General features: G+C 63.0%; 20 protein-coding genes. 16 read left to right on the forward strand and 4 right to left on the reverse strand.

Annotation, left to right across the window (positions count from 1 at the left end; genetic code table 11):
- Positions 1-94: 94 nt before the first annotated feature.
- On the reverse strand, positions 95-880 hold the full coding sequence (locus CEJ45_RS04845; RefSeq protein ID WP_034329682.1) for an IclR family transcriptional regulator: 786 nt from the start codon (positions 878-880) through the stop codon (positions 95-97).
- A gap of 331 nt (positions 881-1,211) precedes the next feature.
- On the opposite strand from CEJ45_RS04845, the gene CEJ45_RS04850 reads away from it, so the two are divergent.
- The 13 genes from CEJ45_RS04850 (at position 1,212) to CEJ45_RS04910 (ending at position 12,704) form a co-directional block, all read left to right on the forward strand.
- A complete protein-coding gene (locus CEJ45_RS04850; protein WP_034329680.1) occupies positions 1,212-2,225 on the forward strand; it encodes a sulfate ABC transporter substrate-binding protein in 1,014 nt (337 codons plus the stop codon).
- 63 nt (positions 2,226-2,288) lie between these two features.
- Positions 2,289-2,885, forward strand: coding sequence for an NADPH-dependent FMN reductase (gene ssuE, locus CEJ45_RS04855; protein WP_034329678.1), 597 nt, complete (start codon positions 2,289-2,291; stop codon positions 2,883-2,885).
- A gap of 112 nt (positions 2,886-2,997) precedes the next feature.
- Positions 2,998-3,981 carry a sulfonate ABC transporter substrate-binding protein gene (locus CEJ45_RS04860; RefSeq protein WP_088754088.1) on the forward strand — a complete coding sequence of 328 codons (984 nt, stop codon included), beginning with the start codon at positions 2,998-3,000 and terminating at the stop codon, positions 3,979-3,981.
- Between the two features lie 48 nt (positions 3,982-4,029).
- Positions 4,030-5,181 (forward strand): FMNH2-dependent alkanesulfonate monooxygenase, encoded by a 1,152-nt coding sequence (gene ssuD, locus CEJ45_RS04865; protein WP_088754089.1) that lies wholly within the window; start codon positions 4,030-4,032, stop codon positions 5,179-5,181.
- Between the two features lie 7 nt (positions 5,182-5,188).
- Complete coding sequence (gene ssuC / locus CEJ45_RS04870) at positions 5,189-6,028, forward strand: aliphatic sulfonate ABC transporter permease SsuC (RefSeq protein WP_088754090.1); 840 nt, start codon at positions 5,189-5,191, stop codon at positions 6,026-6,028.
- Between the two features lie 30 nt (positions 6,029-6,058).
- Entirely contained in the window at positions 6,059-6,892 is an 834-nt protein-coding gene (locus CEJ45_RS04875; RefSeq protein WP_088754299.1) for an ATP-binding cassette domain-containing protein, read from the forward strand.
- A 106-nt stretch (positions 6,893-6,998) separates the two neighbouring features.
- Positions 6,999-7,214, forward strand: coding sequence for a TOBE domain-containing protein (locus tag CEJ45_RS04880; protein WP_006464491.1), 216 nt, complete (start codon positions 6,999-7,001; stop codon positions 7,212-7,214).
- 63 nt (positions 7,215-7,277) lie between these two features.
- Positions 7,278-8,114: an EAL domain-containing protein gene (locus tag CEJ45_RS04885; RefSeq protein ID WP_088754091.1), complete on the forward strand. Its 837-nt coding sequence runs from the start codon at positions 7,278-7,280 to the stop codon at positions 8,112-8,114.
- A 38-nt stretch (positions 8,115-8,152) separates the two neighbouring features.
- A complete protein-coding gene (locus tag CEJ45_RS04890) occupies positions 8,153-8,737 on the forward strand; it encodes an RBBP9/YdeN family alpha/beta hydrolase (protein ID WP_088754092.1) in 585 nt (194 codons plus the stop codon).
- Between the two features lie 163 nt (positions 8,738-8,900).
- Entirely contained in the window at positions 8,901-9,791 is an 891-nt protein-coding gene (cysT, locus tag CEJ45_RS04895) for a sulfate ABC transporter permease subunit CysT (protein ID WP_088754093.1), read from the forward strand.
- Between the two features lies 1 nt (position 9,792).
- The gene (gene cysW, locus CEJ45_RS04900; protein ID WP_088754094.1) at positions 9,793-10,683 is read left to right on the forward strand and encodes a sulfate ABC transporter permease subunit CysW; all 891 of its coding nucleotides are present in this window, start codon (positions 9,793-9,795) and stop codon (positions 10,681-10,683) included.
- 9 nt (positions 10,684-10,692) lie between these two features.
- Positions 10,693-11,772, forward strand: coding sequence for a sulfate/molybdate ABC transporter ATP-binding protein (locus CEJ45_RS04905; RefSeq protein WP_034338037.1), 1,080 nt, complete (start codon positions 10,693-10,695; stop codon positions 11,770-11,772).
- Positions 11,769-12,704, forward strand: a complete 936-nt coding sequence (locus CEJ45_RS04910) for a CysB family HTH-type transcriptional regulator (RefSeq protein WP_088754095.1) — start codon at positions 11,769-11,771, stop codon at positions 12,702-12,704. The genes CEJ45_RS04905 and CEJ45_RS04910 overlap by 4 nt, the downstream gene beginning before the upstream one ends.
- A 123-nt stretch (positions 12,705-12,827) precedes the next feature.
- On the opposite strand, the gene CEJ45_RS04915 is transcribed toward CEJ45_RS04910, so the two are convergent.
- Positions 12,828-13,028: a hypothetical protein gene (locus tag CEJ45_RS04915; RefSeq protein WP_088754096.1), complete on the reverse strand. Its 201-nt coding sequence runs from the start codon at positions 13,026-13,028 to the stop codon at positions 12,828-12,830.
- Between the two features lie 145 nt (positions 13,029-13,173).
- Complete coding sequence (locus tag CEJ45_RS04920) at positions 13,174-14,046, reverse strand: M15 family metallopeptidase (protein ID WP_088754097.1); 873 nt, start codon at positions 14,044-14,046, stop codon at positions 13,174-13,176.
- A gap of 220 nt (positions 14,047-14,266) precedes the next feature.
- On the opposite strand from CEJ45_RS04920, the gene CEJ45_RS04925 reads away from it, so the two are divergent.
- The 3 genes from CEJ45_RS04925 (at position 14,267) to CEJ45_RS04935 (ending at position 16,397) form a co-directional block, all read left to right on the forward strand.
- Complete coding sequence (locus tag CEJ45_RS04925) at positions 14,267-14,551, forward strand: hypothetical protein (RefSeq protein WP_034338034.1); 285 nt, start codon at positions 14,267-14,269, stop codon at positions 14,549-14,551.
- Positions 14,552-15,054: 503 nt separating this feature from the next.
- Positions 15,055-15,951: an endonuclease/exonuclease/phosphatase family protein gene (locus CEJ45_RS04930; RefSeq protein WP_088754098.1), complete on the forward strand. Its 897-nt coding sequence runs from the start codon at positions 15,055-15,057 to the stop codon at positions 15,949-15,951.
- A 2-nt stretch (positions 15,952-15,953) separates the two neighbouring features.
- Complete coding sequence (locus CEJ45_RS04935) at positions 15,954-16,397, forward strand: hypothetical protein (protein WP_088754099.1); 444 nt, start codon at positions 15,954-15,956, stop codon at positions 16,395-16,397.
- Positions 16,398-16,502: 105 nt separating this feature from the next.
- Here the strand turns inward: CEJ45_RS04935 and CEJ45_RS04940 are convergent, their stop codons facing one another.
- Positions 16,503-17,315 (reverse strand): phosphodiester glycosidase family protein, encoded by an 813-nt coding sequence (locus CEJ45_RS04940; protein WP_088754100.1) that lies wholly within the window; start codon positions 17,313-17,315, stop codon positions 16,503-16,505.
- Positions 17,316-17,332: the final 17 nt, after the last annotated feature.

Raw genomic sequence — 17,332 nt, forward strand, 5'->3', positions numbered from 1 at the left:
TTCACTTCAATTCACTTGGATCAAATGAAAAGCGAACCCTCGGGTTCGCTTTTTTTATGCCCGCATTCGCTTCCAGCGTTGCTGGTGTGAAGTGTCAGCCACGATCCTTGCGATACCCCAGCGCCGAGGAAATCTGGCTGGCCGTGCTGACCAGGTCATCCACCCACTCATCCTGCAGGCGGTCGGCCGGGGCCGAGATCGACAGGCCCGCCACCAGCTTGCCGCTGTCATCGCAGATGCCGGCGGCCATGCAGCGCACGCCCAGTTCCAGTTCCTCGTTGTCGCGTGCATACCCCAGCGCACGCACCATGGACAGTTCGCGCTCCAGCTTGGTCAGATCGGTAATGGAATTCTTGTTGTGGCCGGCCAGCCCGGTACGGGTGGCATAGGCGCGCACGTTCTTGGGATCGTCCACCGACAGGAACAGCTTGCCGGTGGAAGTCAGGTGCAGCGGCGCGCGGCCGCCGATGGCGCGCACCACCTGCATGCCGGAACGTTCAGAAAAGGAGCGGTCGATATAAACGATTTCATCGGCCTGCCGCACCGACAGGTTGATCGTCTGGTGCGTCTTGCGATGCAGCGCCCGCATGAAGTCCAGCGCCGCTTCGCGCACCGACAGCCGGCTCTTGACGATGTTGCCCAGCTCCAGCAGCCGCATGCCCAGGCGATAGGTGCCGGGCTCCACGCGGTCCACGAAACGCTTGACCACCAGGTCATTGAGGATGCGGTGCGCTGTCGACGGGTGCAGGTCGGTCGCCGCCGACAATTCCTTCAGGCTCACCGGGTCAGGATATTCCGCCAGCGCGTCGAGCAGCGACACCATGCGCTCGATGACCTGGATCGATATCTGTTCTGTCTCGCCTGCAGCTTCTTTTTTCATGGCGCGGCCTGGTGCGTTGCAATATGACGGTTATACCACAATGTGAAAAGAACAAAAAGTCCGATCGTGCTTTTCTAATATGCAGTGAGCTTCACCTTGCCGCTTGGGCGGGCCGCAAAGCCGCGTCAGGCGGGGAGGGCAGCTTGGCACCATTTCTGCACGCGCGTTCCCTCAACCAAGACTTTGGTTATATAGACCGGGATCCTTATTCCGGCGCCGTGTTCTTTCATATCTGTTTTTCGCATATCGAGAGAAGAAAGTATTCGTTCTTTTTGGTCAGCAGCCTCATTAACCTGTGTGCTCCAAAACAACAGAACATTCGGGAACGGATATGCTGAAGAAGATCATCAAATCGGTTGCCGCCGCCCTGGTGCTGGCACAAGCCGCCTCGCTGGCGCACGCGGCCGATATTTCGCTGCTCAACGTCTCTTACGACCCGACGCGCGAACTCTACGCCGACTACAACAAGGCCTTCGCCAAGTACTGGAAGGAAAAGTCCGGCGACAACGTCACCATCAAAGCCTCTCACGGCGGGTCCGGCAAGCAGGGCCGTTCGGTGATCGACGGTATCGATGCCGACGTGGTGACCCTGGCCCTGGCCTATGACATCGACGAAATCTCGGAAAAGGCCAAGCTGCTGCCGGCCGATTGGCAAAAGCGCCTGCCGCACAACAGCTCGCCCTATACCTCCACCATCGTGTTCCTGGTGCGCAAGGGCAATCCCAAGGGCATCAAGGACTGGGGCGACCTGATCAAGCCGGGCGTCTCCGTCATCACCCCCAATCCCAAGACCTCGGGCGGTGCCCGCTGGAACTACCTGGCGGCCTGGGCCTATGCCAAGCAGAAGGGCGGTAGCGACGACGCCGCGCGCGACTACATCGCCAAACTCTTCAAGAACGTGCCGGTGCTCGATTCCGGTGCCCGTGGCGCCACCATCACCTTCGTCGAGCGCGGCATCGGTGACGTGCTGCTGGCCTGGGAAAACGAAGCCCTGATCTCCTTGAAGGAGTGGGGCCCGGACAAGTTCGACATTGTCGCCCCCTCGGTTTCCATCCTGACCGAGCCGCCGGTGGCCGTGGTGGACAAGGTCGCTGACCGTCGCGGTACCCGCAAGGTAGCCGAGGAATACCTGAAGTACCTGTACTCGGAACAGGGCCAGGAAATCATCGCCAAGAACTACTACCGTCCCATCGATCCCAAGATCGCCGCCAAGTACGCTTCGCAATTCCCGAAGCTGAACCTGGTGACCATCGACAAGGACTTCGGCGGCTGGCAGAAGGCGCAGAAGACGCACTTTGCTGACGGCGGTACGTTCGACCAGCTCTACGCCCCCAACAAGAAGTGACCTGAACCTGCAAGAGGGACCGGCCTGGCCGGTTCCATCCACCCCTGAGCACAAGCACACGACATGACCATCCTGTTACTGGCCGGCAGCCCCTCGGCACCCTCCCGTTCCACCCGTCTGCTGCACCACGTCGGCGACAAGCTGGCGCACCTGGGCCATCGCTACGCGCGCCTGGATGTGCGCGACCTGCCGGGACAGGCCATCCTGCGCGCCGACTGGAACGATCCGGACATCAAGGCGGCCCTGGCCACCGTCGAGGAAGCCTCGGCCGTGGTGGTCGCCACGCCGGTCTACAAGGCGGCCTACAGCGGCATCCTGAAGGCCTTCCTGGACCTGCTGCCGCAGTTCGGCCTGACCAACAAGCTGGTGCTGCCGCTGGCCACCGGGGGCAGCCAGTCGCACATGCTGGCGCTGGACTATGCGCTGCGCCCGGTGCTGTCGTCGCTGAACCCCAAGCACGTGCTGCCCAGCATCTACGCCACCGAGGCGCAGGTGACCTGGAGTGAAGAAAACGGCCTGGTGCTGGATGCGCCCATCGAGGCCCGCGTCAATGAAGGCGTGGAGCAGCTCTCGGCCAGCCTGCAAGCGCTGCACAAGATCGCACCTGAAGAATTCCGCGAGATTCCGTTCTCGCAGCTGCAGTACAGCGTGTCGTACTGAACTGAAGCTGGCCGGACCTGATCCGGCAGCGCAATCCGACTTGAAAAAAGAACCGGCTGGTAGAGCGGACGGCCCTCTGCACGCCCGCATTCTGGAATCTGGAGAAAACATCGTGTCCGCCAACAAGAACAAGAGCATTCATTCCCCGCGCCGCCGCACCCTGCAGCGCCTCTCGGCCATCGCCCTGGGTGCTCTGGCCTTTACCCTCGGTGCTGCGCCGGCCCAGGCGCAGGAAACCAAGCTGCTGCGCATCGGCTACCAGAAAGCCGCCAATACCCTGGTGCTGCTCAAAGCCCACGGCGCGCTGGAAAAGCGCCTGCAGCCGCTGGGCGTGGAAGTGAAGTGGGCCGAGTTCGCGGCCGGTCCGCAACTGCTGGAAGCGCTCAACGTGGGCTCGGTCGATTTCGGCTACGTCGGTGAAGCACCGCCCGTCTTTGCCCAAGCGGCCGGTGCCGACTTTGTCTACACCGCCTATGAAATCCCGACCCCGGACGCCGAAGGCCTGCTGGTGCAAAAGGATTCACCCATCAAGAGCGTGGCCGAACTGAAGGGCAAGAAGATCGCCTTCAACAAGGGTTCGGACGTGCATTGGTTGGTGGTGGCCTTGCTCAAGAAAGCGGGCCTGCAATACAGCGACATCCAGCCCGTCTACCTGGCCCCGGCTGACGCCCGTGCCGCCTTCGAGCGCGGTGCGGTCGATGCCTGGGCGATCTGGGATCCGTTCCAGGCCGCCGCTGAAAAACAGGTCGGCGCACGTCGCCTGGCCTCGGGTGTGGGCGCGGTCAGCCACCACCAGTTCTTCCTGAGCGCACGTCCCTTCGCGTCCAAGAACCCGCAGGTCCAGAAGATCCTGCTCGAAGAGATCACCCGTGAAGGCGAGTGGGTCCGTACCCACACCGCTGAAGCCGCCGCCCAGCTGGCGCCCATCCAGGGCCTGGATGCCGACATCATCCAGACGGGCTTGAAGCGCTATGCCCACGTCTACAAGCCGGTCGACGCCCAGGTGCTGGCCGAGCAGCAGAAGATCGCCGACGCCTTCTTTGAACTCAAGCTGATCCCCAAGCAGCTCAAGGTCAGCGACGCCGTCCTCAAATAAACAACACTGACATCGAACACCTCTAGTCCAGCAGCACAGGAGTCAAGCATGAACGTTTTCTGGTTTATCCCTACCCACGGCGACAGCCGCTACCTCGGTACCTCCGAAGGAGCGCGCCCGGTGACCCACGACTACATGAAGCAGGTCGCCGTGGCGGCCGATACCCTCGGGTATGACGGCGTGCTGCTGCCCACGGGACGTTCCTGCGAAGACGCCTGGGTGGCTGCGGCCAGCCTGATCGATGCGACGCAGCGCCTGAAATTCCTGGTGGCGGTGCGTCCCGGCCTGACCGCGCCCACGCTGTCGGCGCGCATGGCCGCCACCTTCGACCGCCTCTCCAATGGCCGCCTGCTCATCAACGTGGTCACCGGTGGCGATCCGGTGGAGCAGGAGAGCGATGGCATCTTCGGCAGCCATGCCGAGCGCTATGAAGTGTCCGACGAATTCCTCAAGATCTGGCGCGACGTGCTGGCCAAGACCCGCACTGGCGAAGAAACCAACTTCGAGGGCAAGCACCTGCGTGTCAAGGGTGCCAAGGCACTCTATCCGCCGGTGCAGGCACCGTATCCGCCGCTGTACTTCGGAGGCTCCTCGGACGAAGCCATCGACCTGGCCGCCGAGCAGGTCGACGTCTACCTGACCTGGGGCGAACCGCCCGCTGCCGTGGCCGAGAAGATCGCCCGCGTACGCGAACGCGCCGCCAAGGCAGGCCGCACGCTGCGCTTCGGCATCCGCCTGCACGTGATCGTGCGCGATACCAATGAAGCTGCCTGGCGCGCCGCCGATGAACTCATCAGCCGCCTGGATGACGAGACCATCGCCAAGGCCCAGGCCAACTTCGCCCGCATGGACTCGGAAGGGCAGCGCCGCATGGCGGCCCTGCACGGCGGCCGCCGCGACAAGCTGGAAGTGAGCCCCAACCTGTGGGCGGGCGTCGGGCTGGTGCGTGGCGGCGCCGGCACCGCACTGGTGGGCGATGGCCCGACCGTGGCTGCGCGCATCAAGGAATATGCGGACCTGGGCATCGATACCTTCATCCTCTCCGGCTATCCGCACCTGGAAGAATCCTACCGCTTTGCCGAACTGGTGTTCCCGCTGCTGCCCCGCGCCCAGCGCGAAGGCCTGCCCGGTCCCTTCGGCGAGATCGTCGGCAATACCGAACTGCCCAAGCCCGCGCCGGTGCGCGTGTCGGCAAGCTGAGGCCGGCATGACCAGCGCATCCAATCCCGTGCTCGCCAACACTGCACCGCAGGAGCAGGCGCGCCCCAAGGCTGTTGCCAAGGCGGCCCGCAAGCCGCGTGGCGCCTGGGTCGGCTGGCTGCTGCCCGTCCTGCTGCTGGTGTGGTGGGAGATCGCCGCGCAGGCCGGCTGGCTGTCCAGCCGCATCCTGCCGGAACCGTTTGCCGTCTTGAAGGCCGCGTGGAATCTGTCCGCCTCCGGCGAGCTGTGGCGCCACCTGGCCGTCTCCAGCGGCCGCGCCGCGTCCGGCTTTGCGGTCGGCGCAGGGCTCGGTCTGGTCCTGGGCCTGCTTTCCGGCAGCCTGCGTTCGGCCGAACTGCTGCTTGATACCACCCTGCAGATGGTGCGCAACATTCCGGCGCTGGCCCTGATCCCGCTGGTGATCCTGTGGTTCGGCATCGACGAGACGGCCAAGCTGTTCCTGGTCTCGGTAGGCGTGTTCTTCCCGGTCTACCTCAATACCTTCCACGGCATCCGCTCGGTGGACCAGGGTTTGATCGAGATGGCCAAGAGCTACGGCCTGTCGGGCTGGCCGCTGTATCGCGACGTGATCCTGCCGGGCGCCTTGCCCTCCATCCTGGTCGGCCTGCGCTTTGCGCTGGGCCTGGTGTGGGTGCTGCTGATCGTGGCCGAGACCATCTCGGCGCAGGCCGGCATCGGCTACATGACCATGAATGCCCGCGAATTCCTGCAGACCGATGTGGTGCTGGTGGGCATCCTGCTCTACGCCTTGCTGGGCAAGCTGGCCGATACCGCGGCGCGGGCGCTGGAGCGCTTCTTCCTGCGCTGGCACCCCGGCTACCAATGACCTGCCCCATGAATGCATCAGGAAACCATCATGCGCAATGACACCCAGGAACACCAGCAAGTCAGCCGTGCCGCCGGCCGGGGCGTAGGCCTCAGGCTGCGCGCCTTGTCCAAGTCCTTCAGCGGCCGCACGGTGCTGCACGACATCGACCTCGACATCGAACCCGGCGAGTTCGTCGCCATCGTCGGCCGCAGCGGCTGCGGCAAGAGCACCTTGCTGCGCCTGGTGGCCCAGCTCGATGGCGCCAGTGGCGGCGAGGTCCTCTATGAACACGAAGGCAGTGGCGAGCCCGAGATCCGCATCATGTTCCAGGATGCGCGCCTGCTGCCGTGGAAGCGGGTCCAGGCCAACGTGGCGCTGGGCTTGCCGAAGCAGGCCGCGCCGCAGGCCCTCAATGCCCTGCGCCAGGTCGGCCTGGACCAGCGTGCCGGCGAATGGCCGGCGGTGCTCTCCGGTGGCCAGCGCCAGCGCGTAGCCCTGGCGCGCGCGCTGGTCCACGACCCGCAATTGCTGCTGCTGGACGAACCGCTGGGCGCGCTCGATGCGCTCACCCGCATCGAAATGCAGTCCCTGATCGAATCGCTCTGGCGCGAACGCGGCTTCACCGCCTTGCTGGTGACCCACGACGTGCAGGAAGCCATCGCCCTGGCTGACCGCGTGCTGCTCATCGAGGATGGCCACGTGGCGCTGGACCAGCGCATCGACCTGGCGCGCCCGCGCTCACGTGGCCAGGCGCAGTTTGCCGCCCTGGAAGAAGCGATCCTGGCGCGGGTGCTGCGGCACCCCGGCAGTGAGGCGGCTACAGAGCCATCTGAAGATTTCTTCACGCCACGTGGCGTACATCAGGTGCAATGGGCGGTGTGAGTTTCACCGCATGAAGGTTTGACCCGATTTTCAGTTTTTTAGTCGTATCCCATTTCAACCCATGCGGCGCGGCAGGTGCCGACGCCGTTTCATCAAGGAGCAGAGCATGACCATTCAAGCAATCAACGTCCGTAACCAGTTCAAGGGCAAGGTCAAGGCCATCATCGAAGGTTCGGTGGTGTCCGAAGTAGATGTGGAAACCCCGGCCGGTATCGTGACCTCGGTCATCACCACCCGCTCCGTGAAGGACCTGGGCCTGACCATCGGCAGCGAAGTGGTGGCACTGGTCAAGGCCACCGAAGTCTCGATCGCCAAGCTGTGATCGTCTGGCCGCCCCGGCCGGACGCCCCGGCCGGGCGGCATCATTTTTTCAGGAGCAGGCCCGATGGCATATCAGGCACTGAAGGCTTATCTGGCCCGCCTCGATGCGCAGCACAGCGGTGGCGCAACGTCCTCCAAGGTCTGGCTGGATGAACAGGGGCGCGCCGCCGGGCGTTTCTTCAACACCTCGCTGACCTCGGCCTTCCAGCCGGTGCGCAGCTTCGACGATGGCCACATCGTTGCCTGCGAGGCCTTTGCCCGCAGCCACTCGGCCGTCGACGACGGCCTGCACCTGTGGAAACTGCTGGACCAGGCCGCCAGCGACGACGAGTCGGTGGAACTGGACCGGCTGTGCCGCATGCTGCACGCCATCAACTATTACCGCCAGGCCGGCGACGATGCCCCCGAGCTTCACCTCTCGGTGCATGCGCGCCTGCTGGCCGCCGTCAACAACAATCACGGCGTGGCCTATCGCCGCATCCTGGCCGCGCTGGAGCTGCCCCACGATCGCATCGTGCTGCAACTGCCGGTGGTCACGCCCAACCAGCGCTGGCTGCTCAACTACGTGCTGGACAACTACCGCCGCAATGGCTTCCGCCTGGGGGTCTCGGCCAACAGCCCGCTGGAAGCGCTCGGCCTGCTGGACAAGGTCAAGCCGGATCTCATCAAGGTCGATGCGCGCGAGCTGGCCGATCCCGACAGCGTGGCCTTGCTGCTGCTGCGCGCGGCCGAGCAGGGGGTGCGCATCTTCTTCAAGCGGGTCGAGAACAAGGAAGTGTTCGACAAACTGGCCTGGTACTGTCAGGCTCTGGCCCAGTCCACTTTGGCCCAAGGCTACCTGTGGGATGTGCCGGCCGCACGCCTGCCGGACACCTTGCTTGGCCTGAAGGATGCCGCGTAAGGCATACTGCATGAATCATCACTCGCCGCGGGGCCTGCATGAGTCTGACTTCTCCTTCTTCTTCCACGACACCGGCCCGGCTGGCCGATTTCCGCGTGCTGGTGGCACCGGGCCTCTCCGACAGCGGCCCGGAACACTGGCAATCGCGCTGGCAGCGTCTTTATCCCGGCTTCGAACGGGTGCAGCAGGATGATTGGGAAACCCCGGACCTGCCGCGCTGGTCGGCCCGCCTGGGCGAAGTGCTGGCGCGTGATGGCCGCCCCACGGTGATCGTGGCGCACAGCTTCGGCTGCCTGACCACCGTGCATCGCACGGCGGCCCTGCAGGCGGCTTCCGAGGGGTCTGCGCATCCCATCGTGGCGGCCCTGCTGGTGGCGCCGGCCGATCCGGTCAAGTTCAGCCTCAGCGCGGCGGTGCGGCACAAGCTGCCGTATCCGGCCTTGGTGGTGGGCAGCGACAACGATCCCTGGATGAGCGCCGAGCGCGCCCGCCACTGGGCCGAGGCCTGGGGTGCGCAGTTCCGTTCGGTGGGTGCACGCGGGCATATCAATTCCGAATCCGGCCTGGGCGACTGGACCGAAGGCCAGCAGTGGCTGCTGGAGCTGCTCGAACGGATCGCCTGAAGCCTTTTGCTTCACATCCTCCCCATGAGCGCATAAAGACGGTTTTCAAGCCGGCTTTATGCGCTTTTCTTCTAAGGACATGCAAAAAGCTTCGTTCTCTTTATAACTAGCGGGTGCGAATATCGCTCACCTATAGTCGCATTTGTAATAATAAGAGAACGACATGTCCGCATCTCCTGTCTCCCTTGCCGCTCCTGCGGCCGCGCCAGCCCGCTCGTCGGGCAGTGCCAACCGGCGCGTCTTGCCCGGTTTCAGGCTGTCTTTGGGCTTTACCCTCTTCTACCTGGCGCTGATCGTGCTGATCCCGCTGTCGGCGCTGTTCTTGAAGACCTTCACCCTGACCTGGGACGGCTTCATCGACGCGGTGACTTCGCCCCGGGTGATGGCTTCCTATCGCTTGAGCTTTGGTGCCTCGCTGATCGGCGCCTTTCTCAATGTGATCTTCGGCGGCATCGTGGCCTGGGTGCTGGTGCGCTATCGCTTCCCCGGCAAGCGCATCATCGATGCCCTGGTGGACCTGCCTTTCGCCTTGCCCACTGCGGTCGCCGGCATTGCCCTGACCACGCTGTATTCGCAGAACGGCTGGCTGGGCAAGCTGTTGGCGCCCCTGGGCATCAAGGTTGCCTTCACCCCGCTGGGGGTGCTGGTGGCGCTGACCTTCATCGGCCTGCCCTTCGTGGTGCGCACCGTGCAACCGGTGCTGGAAGAAGCCGAGCGCGAGCTCGAAGAAGCCGCCGCCAGCCTCGGTGCCAGCCGCTGGCAGACTTTTACCAAGGTGATCTTCCCGACCGTGCTGCCAGCGCTGCTGACCGGTTTTGCGCTGGCCTTTGCGCGCGCCTCGGGTGAATACGGCTCGGTGGTCTTCATCGCCGGCAACATGCCCATGGTCTCGGAAATCACCCCCTTGTTCATCGTCACCAAGCTGGAGCAGTACGACTATGCCGGTGCGACCGCCATTGCGATGGTCATGCTGCTGGTTTCCTTCATCCTGCTGTTGACCATCAACCTGCTGCAAGCCTGGACCCGCAAGCGCGGCCAGTCGGAAAGGACCTGACATGAGCGCTGCCCCGCAAGCCAATGCGATTGCCCGTGGCGAGCCGCCGCTGACCCCCGGTGCCATCACCGAGCCCTGGTGGGTGCGTGCGCTGCTGATTGGCATTGCACTGGCTTTCCTGACCCTGTTCCTGTTCGTGCCGCTGGTGGCGGTGTTCTACGAAGCGCTGCGCAAGGGCTGGGATGTCTACGTGGCGTCCATTACCGAGCCTGACGCCTGGTCCGCCATCAAGCTGACGCTGCTGGCCGCCGCCATCGCCGTGCCGCTGAACCTGGTCTTTGGCGTGGCCGCAGCCTGGGCGATTGCCAAGTTCGAGTTCCGTGGCAAGAACGTGCTGCTGACCCTGATCGACCTGCCGTTCTCGGTCTCGCCGGTGATCTCGGGCCTGATCTACGTGCTGCTGTTCGGCCTGCAGGGCTACTTCGGCCCCTGGCTGCGCGAGCATGACATCAAGATCCTCTTCGCCGTGCCGGGCATCGTGCTGGCCACCATCTTCGTGACCTTCCCCTTTGTGGCGCGCGAGCTGATCCCGCTGATGCAGTCGCAGGGCAGCGAGGAGGAAGAAGCCGCGCTGGTGCTGGGTGCTTCCGGCTGGCGTACGTTCTGGCACGTCACGCTGCCCAATATCAAATGGGGCCTGCTGTATGGCGTGATCCTCTGCAATGCGCGCGCCATGGGCGAGTTCGGCGCCGTCTCGGTGGTCTCCGGCCACATTCGCGGCGAGACCAATACCATCCCGCTGCAGGTCGAGATCCTCTACAACGAATTCAACATCACCGGCGCCTTTGCCGTGGCTTCGCTGCTGGCCTTCCTGGCCGTGGTCACGCTGGCCGTCAAGAGCGTCATCGAATGGCGGCTGCACCAGCAGCACAGCGCCAGCGAACAAGCTTAAGGAGTCATCATGAGCATCGAAGTCCATCACATCCAGAAGCGTTTCGGCAGCTTCACCGCGCTCAACGACGTGTCCCTCAATTTCCCCGCGGGCGAACTGACGGCCTTGCTGGGCCCCTCCGGCTGCGGCAAGACGACGCTCTTGCGCATTATCGCCGGTCTGGAATCGCCCGATTCGGGCCAGGTGCTGCTCGATGGCGAAGACGCTTCGGCGCGCCACGTGCGCGAACGCCAGGTCGGTTTCGTGTTCCAGCACTATGCGCTGTTCAAGCACATGACGGTGTTCGAGAACATTGCTTTCGGCCTGCGCGTCAAGCCGCGTGCGCAACGCCCCTCGGAGGCGGTCATCCGCGAGAAGGTCAAGCGCCTGCTGGAGCTGGTGCAGCTGGACTGGCTGGCCGACCGCTATCCGCCGCAACTCTCGGGCGGCCAGCGCCAGCGTATCGCGCTGGCCCGTGCCCTGGCCGTGGAGCCGCGCGTGCTGCTGCTGGACGAACCTTTTGGCGCCCTCGATGCCAAGGTGCGCAAGGAATTGCGCCGCTGGCTGCGCCGCCTGCATGATGAACTGCACGTGACCAGCATCTTCGTCACCCACGACCAGGAAGAAGCGCTGGAAGTGGCCGACCAGGTGGTGCTGATGAACAAGGGGCAAGTGGAACAGATCGGCACGCCCGAGACGGTGTACAACCATCCGGCTTCGCCGTTCGTCTACGGTTTCCTGGGCAATGTGAACCTGTTCCATGGCCGCCTGCATGAAGGCGTGCTCGACGCCGGCGGTGCGCGCTTCGAGGCGCCCGGCCACGACGATATCCGCGATGCGGCCGGGGTCGGTTTCGTGCGTCCGCATGATCTGGACGTCGAGCGTTATTCCCCCGGCGCCGAAGGCATCGTGGTGCAACTGCGCCGCGCGCATGCCATTGGTCCGCTGGCGCAGCTGGAACTGGAACGCGACGACAATGCCGAGCTGATCGAGGCCGTCATCCCCAATGAACGTTTTGCCCAACTGGGCTTGAAGAATGGCGAGACCCTGGTCGTGCGTCCGCGCCGCCTGCAGGTCTTTGCGCAGCAGGATGGGGGGCAGGCACGATGAATTTCCAGCAGCTGCGTTCCATCCGCGAGGCCGCGCGCTGCGGTTTCAACCTGACCGAAGTGGCCAATGTACTGTTCACCTCGCAACCCGGCGTGAGCCGCCAGATCCGTGAGCTCGAAGAAGAACTGGGCGTGGAAATCTTCGAGCGCAACGGCAAGCGCCTGACCGGCCTGACCGAACCCGGCAAGGGCATCCTCGGCATCGTCGAGCGGCTCCTGCTGGAAGCCGAGAACCTGCGCCGCGCCAGCAAGGAATACGCTGGCGAGCAGAGCGGTACGCTCTCCATTGCCACCACCCACACCCAGGCGCGCTACGTGCTGCCGCGCGTGGTGCAGGCCTTCCGCGACGCCTTCCCGCAGGTGCGCATCGCCCTGCAGCAGAGCGCCCCGGAACACATCGCCGAATGGGTCATCTCGGGCAAGGCCGACATCGGCATCGCCACCGAAGGCCTGTCGCAGTTCAAGGAACTGGTGTCCTTCCCCTGTTACACCTGGAGCCACGTGATCGTGGTGCCGCAAGGCCACCCGCTGTTGGGCGTGGAACAGGTCACGCTGGAAGACCTGGGCACCTGGCCGCTGATCACCTATGACGTCGGCTTTACCGGCCGCGGCCATATCGACGAAGCCTTCCGCCAGGCCGGCATCGAGCCCGACATCGTGCTTACCGCCATGGATTCGGACGTGATCCAGCAATACGTCTCGCTGGGCATGGGCGTGGGCCTGGTGGCCTCGATGGCGGTGGACCAGGGCAAGCACACGGAGATGGTGGCCATCAATGCCTCCCACCTGTTCAAGGCCAACATCGCCCGGTTGGCGGTACGGCGCGGTGCCTACCTGCGCGGCTATGCCTTCGATTTCATCCAGCAGTTCGCTCCGGACCTCAAGCGCGCCGATATCGTCAATGCGCTCAATGAGGCCAACGCCCAAGTTTGAGCCGGGTGGCGTCTGAGGTCGCAGTATAGCTGTACCGGGCCAGTTTCCCCGAGTGTCAGTAAAAAGGCCGGACAGTGTTTGTGCACTGTCCGGCCTTTGTCATGGCGAGCAGGGTAGCGTCGCTTACACCGTGCGGGTCGGTGTCGTGGTGAAGGTGCTGGTATCTGTACTGCTGGGTTGTGCGGTAGTGGACTGGGCCACTTGGGTAGACTGTCCGGCGGCTTTCAGGACGTCATTGAAATTGACGGCCGGCTTCTTCGCAGCCTGCTGGCCGCCGGCTGGTGCGTTGCCGTGATAGACGGCGGAAATGGAATTGGTCGACATGCGTGCACTCCTCAAATAAGGCTGTCCCCCGGGCCAGCGCCCAGACCGATATTGCCGGGGCAGTATAGGGGTGCACCATGAGGCTGCTGCGCCGGTTTACCGAAACTTGCGCATCTTTACCTGTTCGACGTGAGCCGAGGTCTGCTTACTTGCGCAAGCGTGCGGCGCACTGGTCGCGCAGGCGGGTGTCTTCGGGCGCATCGTCATCGGCGGGCGTGGCCGCACTGGCCGTGGATGGCGCAGACGGATGGGCGCACTGGCGATAGCGCGTCACATAGCGTTCAAACTCGGCGCGCGCCTGGGCTTTGGGCAGGCTGGCCAGTTTCTGGATGAAACTGCGGCTGCCGATCTCGAAGTGCTGGTAATCGATGGGTTGTTTCCACTGGCCGCCCCAGACCAGGAAGCCGTGCTCATAAAACACGCTGACCACGTCCTCGGCCATGCCCGGCTGCAGCGGCGCGCGCTGCAGGTAGGCCGCGCCCTGCGGCGGCAGGACTTCCTGTTCCGGGCTGCCGGCCTTGCTCACATAAGGGTTCTGTAGCGGATTGATGTCGATGGCCGCGCCGTAGGCGTGCTTGGACCAGCCTCCGCCGCCCGTCATGGGCCGGCCATTGAAGGCCGAACTGTTGTTGGCGGCCATGGAGCGCTGGTCGTCGCCGTCATAGGCCTCCAGCCCCTGCGCGCCGGCCAGCGGGAAGGACCGCAGCAGCAGTTCACCGAACAGTGCCTCCACCTGCGGTGCCAGCGCGTCGAGCACCACCACGCTGCCCTGGCGGGTGGCCCCGTCGAAATCGGTGTAGTCGAAACTGACCGTGGCCAGCCGCGAGCAGGGGACCGGGTTGGCGCTGGTGATGACCTTGCCGGACTGCATCCGCGCGCACTGGGCCGGCGAGACCGGCGTGATGTCGGCCCGGGCCACCATGGGCAGCGCCAGGGCCAGCACGGTGGCGGGCGCGGCAAGCGCGTGCAGCAGGGACGGGCAAGCGAGGGCAGGGAAGCGGGCGGAGAGGGTCGTCATGGGAGGGGATGATACGGGTTTTCTGGTCAAAAAGTGTTGTCATCATTGACATATTGCCTGCGATGGCTGACATCAAGATGCGCCGTTTTCTGACATCCGGCAGCGTCCGGAGCGGGAATAATCGGTGTCCAGAAGCTGTCGAACGTCGGCAAGCATGCGCTCTGTGCTTGGCAGACCGCAATTCGACAAATCCCCCCTCAACAATTTTAGGAGGCAACATATGAAGATTCGCCACACCCTCTTGGCTGCCGCCGTGTTCACTGCTGTGCTGGCTGGTTGCAACAAGCGCGACGAAGCGCCTGCAACGCCTGCCGCCACCCCGCCGGCCGCATCCGAACCGGCACCGGCAAGCAGCACCCCGACCACCCCGGCACCGGCTGATTCCGGTACGGCTGCGGGCTCGACCGCTACCCCGGCGACCCCGACCCCGACGACGCCTTCGGATTCGTCGGCCACCACGCCGAGCACCCCGGCTGCCTCTGGCGACAGCGGTACGCAAAAGTAAACGCCTCACAACAAGAGCCAACAAGAACGGCACCAGCCGCACCATCTCCCGCAGTGGGAACAGCACTGCATACGCCGCGACGGGCAACTATCGCGGCGTTTTCTTTTGGGTCTGGAAAGCGTGCATATGGCGGGAATATGAAGGATCGTGCAGGACAGCTGGCCCACAGGGGGGGCATGTCACGTTTCCCGGAAAAATCTTTCCGAACTTTTTTTTGCGGCTTGCAGTCGTACAGGTGGTTGAACTGTTCCTTCAACCTCCCTCTTGATAGGGAACTTGCCCGCAGTTCATTGGCTGCGGGCTTTTTTTTGTCTTGCGCAAGGCAGGCACCGCTGTTTGGGGCAGCGGTGCTGGCTTTCCCGTGCAGGTCTGTGCTGCAATGTCGCGCAAAATCTCCAATTCGGCCGATGGAATGCGGAACCGCGTCACCGCTATCATCGGCGCTCCGACGCGTCTCATGCGTCCGCCCATCTCCTTGGTGAGAGCCTCTCAATCTCGGCGAAATGAAACTTACTTTTGTTTGGTGGAATACCAGCCTGTCCCGCCCTGCTGACCCCAATAAATCGACCACGCTGGAGCAGTCAATTGCATTCGACCTGCTCGACTTGATATGTCATGACATCCGGCCCGATGCCATCTGCCTCGGAGAAATTTCCACCGAAGATATTGCGCGTCTGAAAGATATCTGGGTAGCGCGCGGTTATGGCCTGATAGATGGCATCAGACCCGTGGGACGGACCTCGTTTGATACCTGCGTTCTGTTTCGCACGGACACCTTGGTTGCCTTGGATAACAAGGATCTGGTGGCGCAAAAAGGCCAGCGCCATTTCAAGGTCGCACAGAGATTTGATTTTGGCGTATGCGACAACGAAACGATCATTCATCTCTTTGTCTCCCACTGGCCCAGCCGGATTCATACTTCTGAAGATCATCCCGATCGGCATTTTTTGGGTATTCGTTTGCGAGACGCGGTGAAAGAAACCAGATTTGATGAGCATCAGCAACACGTCATCATCCTGGGGGATTTCAACGACGAGCCATTCGATGCGCCTTTGTCGAATCATTTAATGGCCACCAGGGACAGGGCTTTGGCTGCCAGGAAATCTCATCTTTTGTACAACCCCTTCTGGCGATTGTTGGGCTGCTCCAACCCTTATCGCCAGGCGTCACAGGTGATGAGCTCTCATTCTGGTAGTTGCTATTACCGTGGTGGCGAATCCGCCAGGTGGAAAACATTTGACCAGATCATTTTTTCGTCTTCATTTTTGGGAAAGACGTCCTGGCACCTTTTTGAAGACCTGGTCCAGATTCTGGATGTTCCGTTTTTTACCGACATAGTTCGCAGGGCAAAAACCAGTTTTGACCATCTTCCCGTGATCGGCGTTATTGAAAAGGCTTGACCATGAAAAAGTTCGCGGCTTCCATTGAAAAGGGGCTTGATGCGGCCCAGAATGCTCGGCTTCTCAAGGCTGAAATCGATTCCGTATTCGAGACCTTGAATGAAGAATTGTCTGAGATCACCAAAGGAAGAGTAGGGCTGAGGAGAGAGATGTTTCTCGACTCACCAAGGTTTGGTTCGGGTATGTCCCCCTACTTCAATCGGGAGCAACACCTCGGGCTTGCCATCGTGTCCGAAAACACGCCCAGTACCGAAATCGCCCGCTGGTCAGAGGATCCTGGCGGTTATCCCTGCAAGCTTGTCCTGCCAGAGCGTCAGTTTTATTGTGAAGATAGGGATGCACTCGAAAGCGTCTTGGCTGAGCTGTTGCAAAGGCCTGAAGTGGGAGATGTCATTCTCCGCCATCTACGCGCCTCCGAACATGACTCACAAAGCGTAGTGAGCTGAAACGTATCGGAAGTGAACGGCGCCGCAAAGACGAACGCGTCCGCAAGCGATCTGCCAAGGCCTGAGTCCGGTATTGCACCGGGCTCAGGCCTTTCCCCATTCCAGCTACTTCCCCCCATGCCCCTTCACCACCGCAATCATGGCCCCGAACGCCGGCCCCATATTGGCTTCCAGCGTCGGGTACATGCGCGAGATGCTGCCATCGAGGTACAAGGCGTCACTGCACTTGAGTTCATCACGAAGGAAACTGGCGAAATCGTAGAAGCTGATCGGATTGCGCGCGATGGCCAGCGTGACGATGCCGGCCGCATCCAGGCATACCGCGTTGCGCACCACCGTATTGGCTGACTCGGGATCGAAGCGCGGATTGATCTTGCCGTCCACGATCATCAGCGGTCCGGATTGCGTGGCATAGCGCGTCACGCCGTTCCACAGGCCCAGTTCGGCTTCATAGTCGGAGGTCTCGACGATGTAGGCCTGGCGCTCGCTCAGCACGAAGACCCCATTGGGCTGCAGGTAGAAATTGCCATACGCGTTCTTGCGCGTATTGAGGCGGCGCAGCTGGTTGCCGCCTTCCACGTACAAGCCCAGCGGCTGCAACTGCTTGCCATAGATGCCGGCATTGGTGGCGCACACCATCTCCTGCCCCTGGCTGCGCAGATGCGCGTCCAGCCGGCTGAAGTTGCCCAGCGGCGTGCCGCTGGCGTCCTTCCAGTACATGCGGATGGTGTCGCTGCGCGGATCGGCGCGACAGGTGCTGATGAAGACCTGGTGATACTGGTACTGGCGCACCTCGGCCGCCTGTGCCTGCGGGCTGGCGCCTCCCAGCCCAAGTCCGGCCATCAGGCTCGCGGTGGCCAGCAGTCGCAGGAGGGCAGGGCGCAGGTGGCGGGAGGGGAAAAGAGGGGAGCGAAGCATCGAAACCAGGTCTTGTT

It is taken from the genome of Herbaspirillum aquaticum (genome assembly GCF_002213425.1).
In the GTDB taxonomy this organism is placed as follows: Bacteria; Pseudomonadota; Gammaproteobacteria; order Burkholderiales; family Burkholderiaceae_D; genus Herbaspirillum; species Herbaspirillum aquaticum.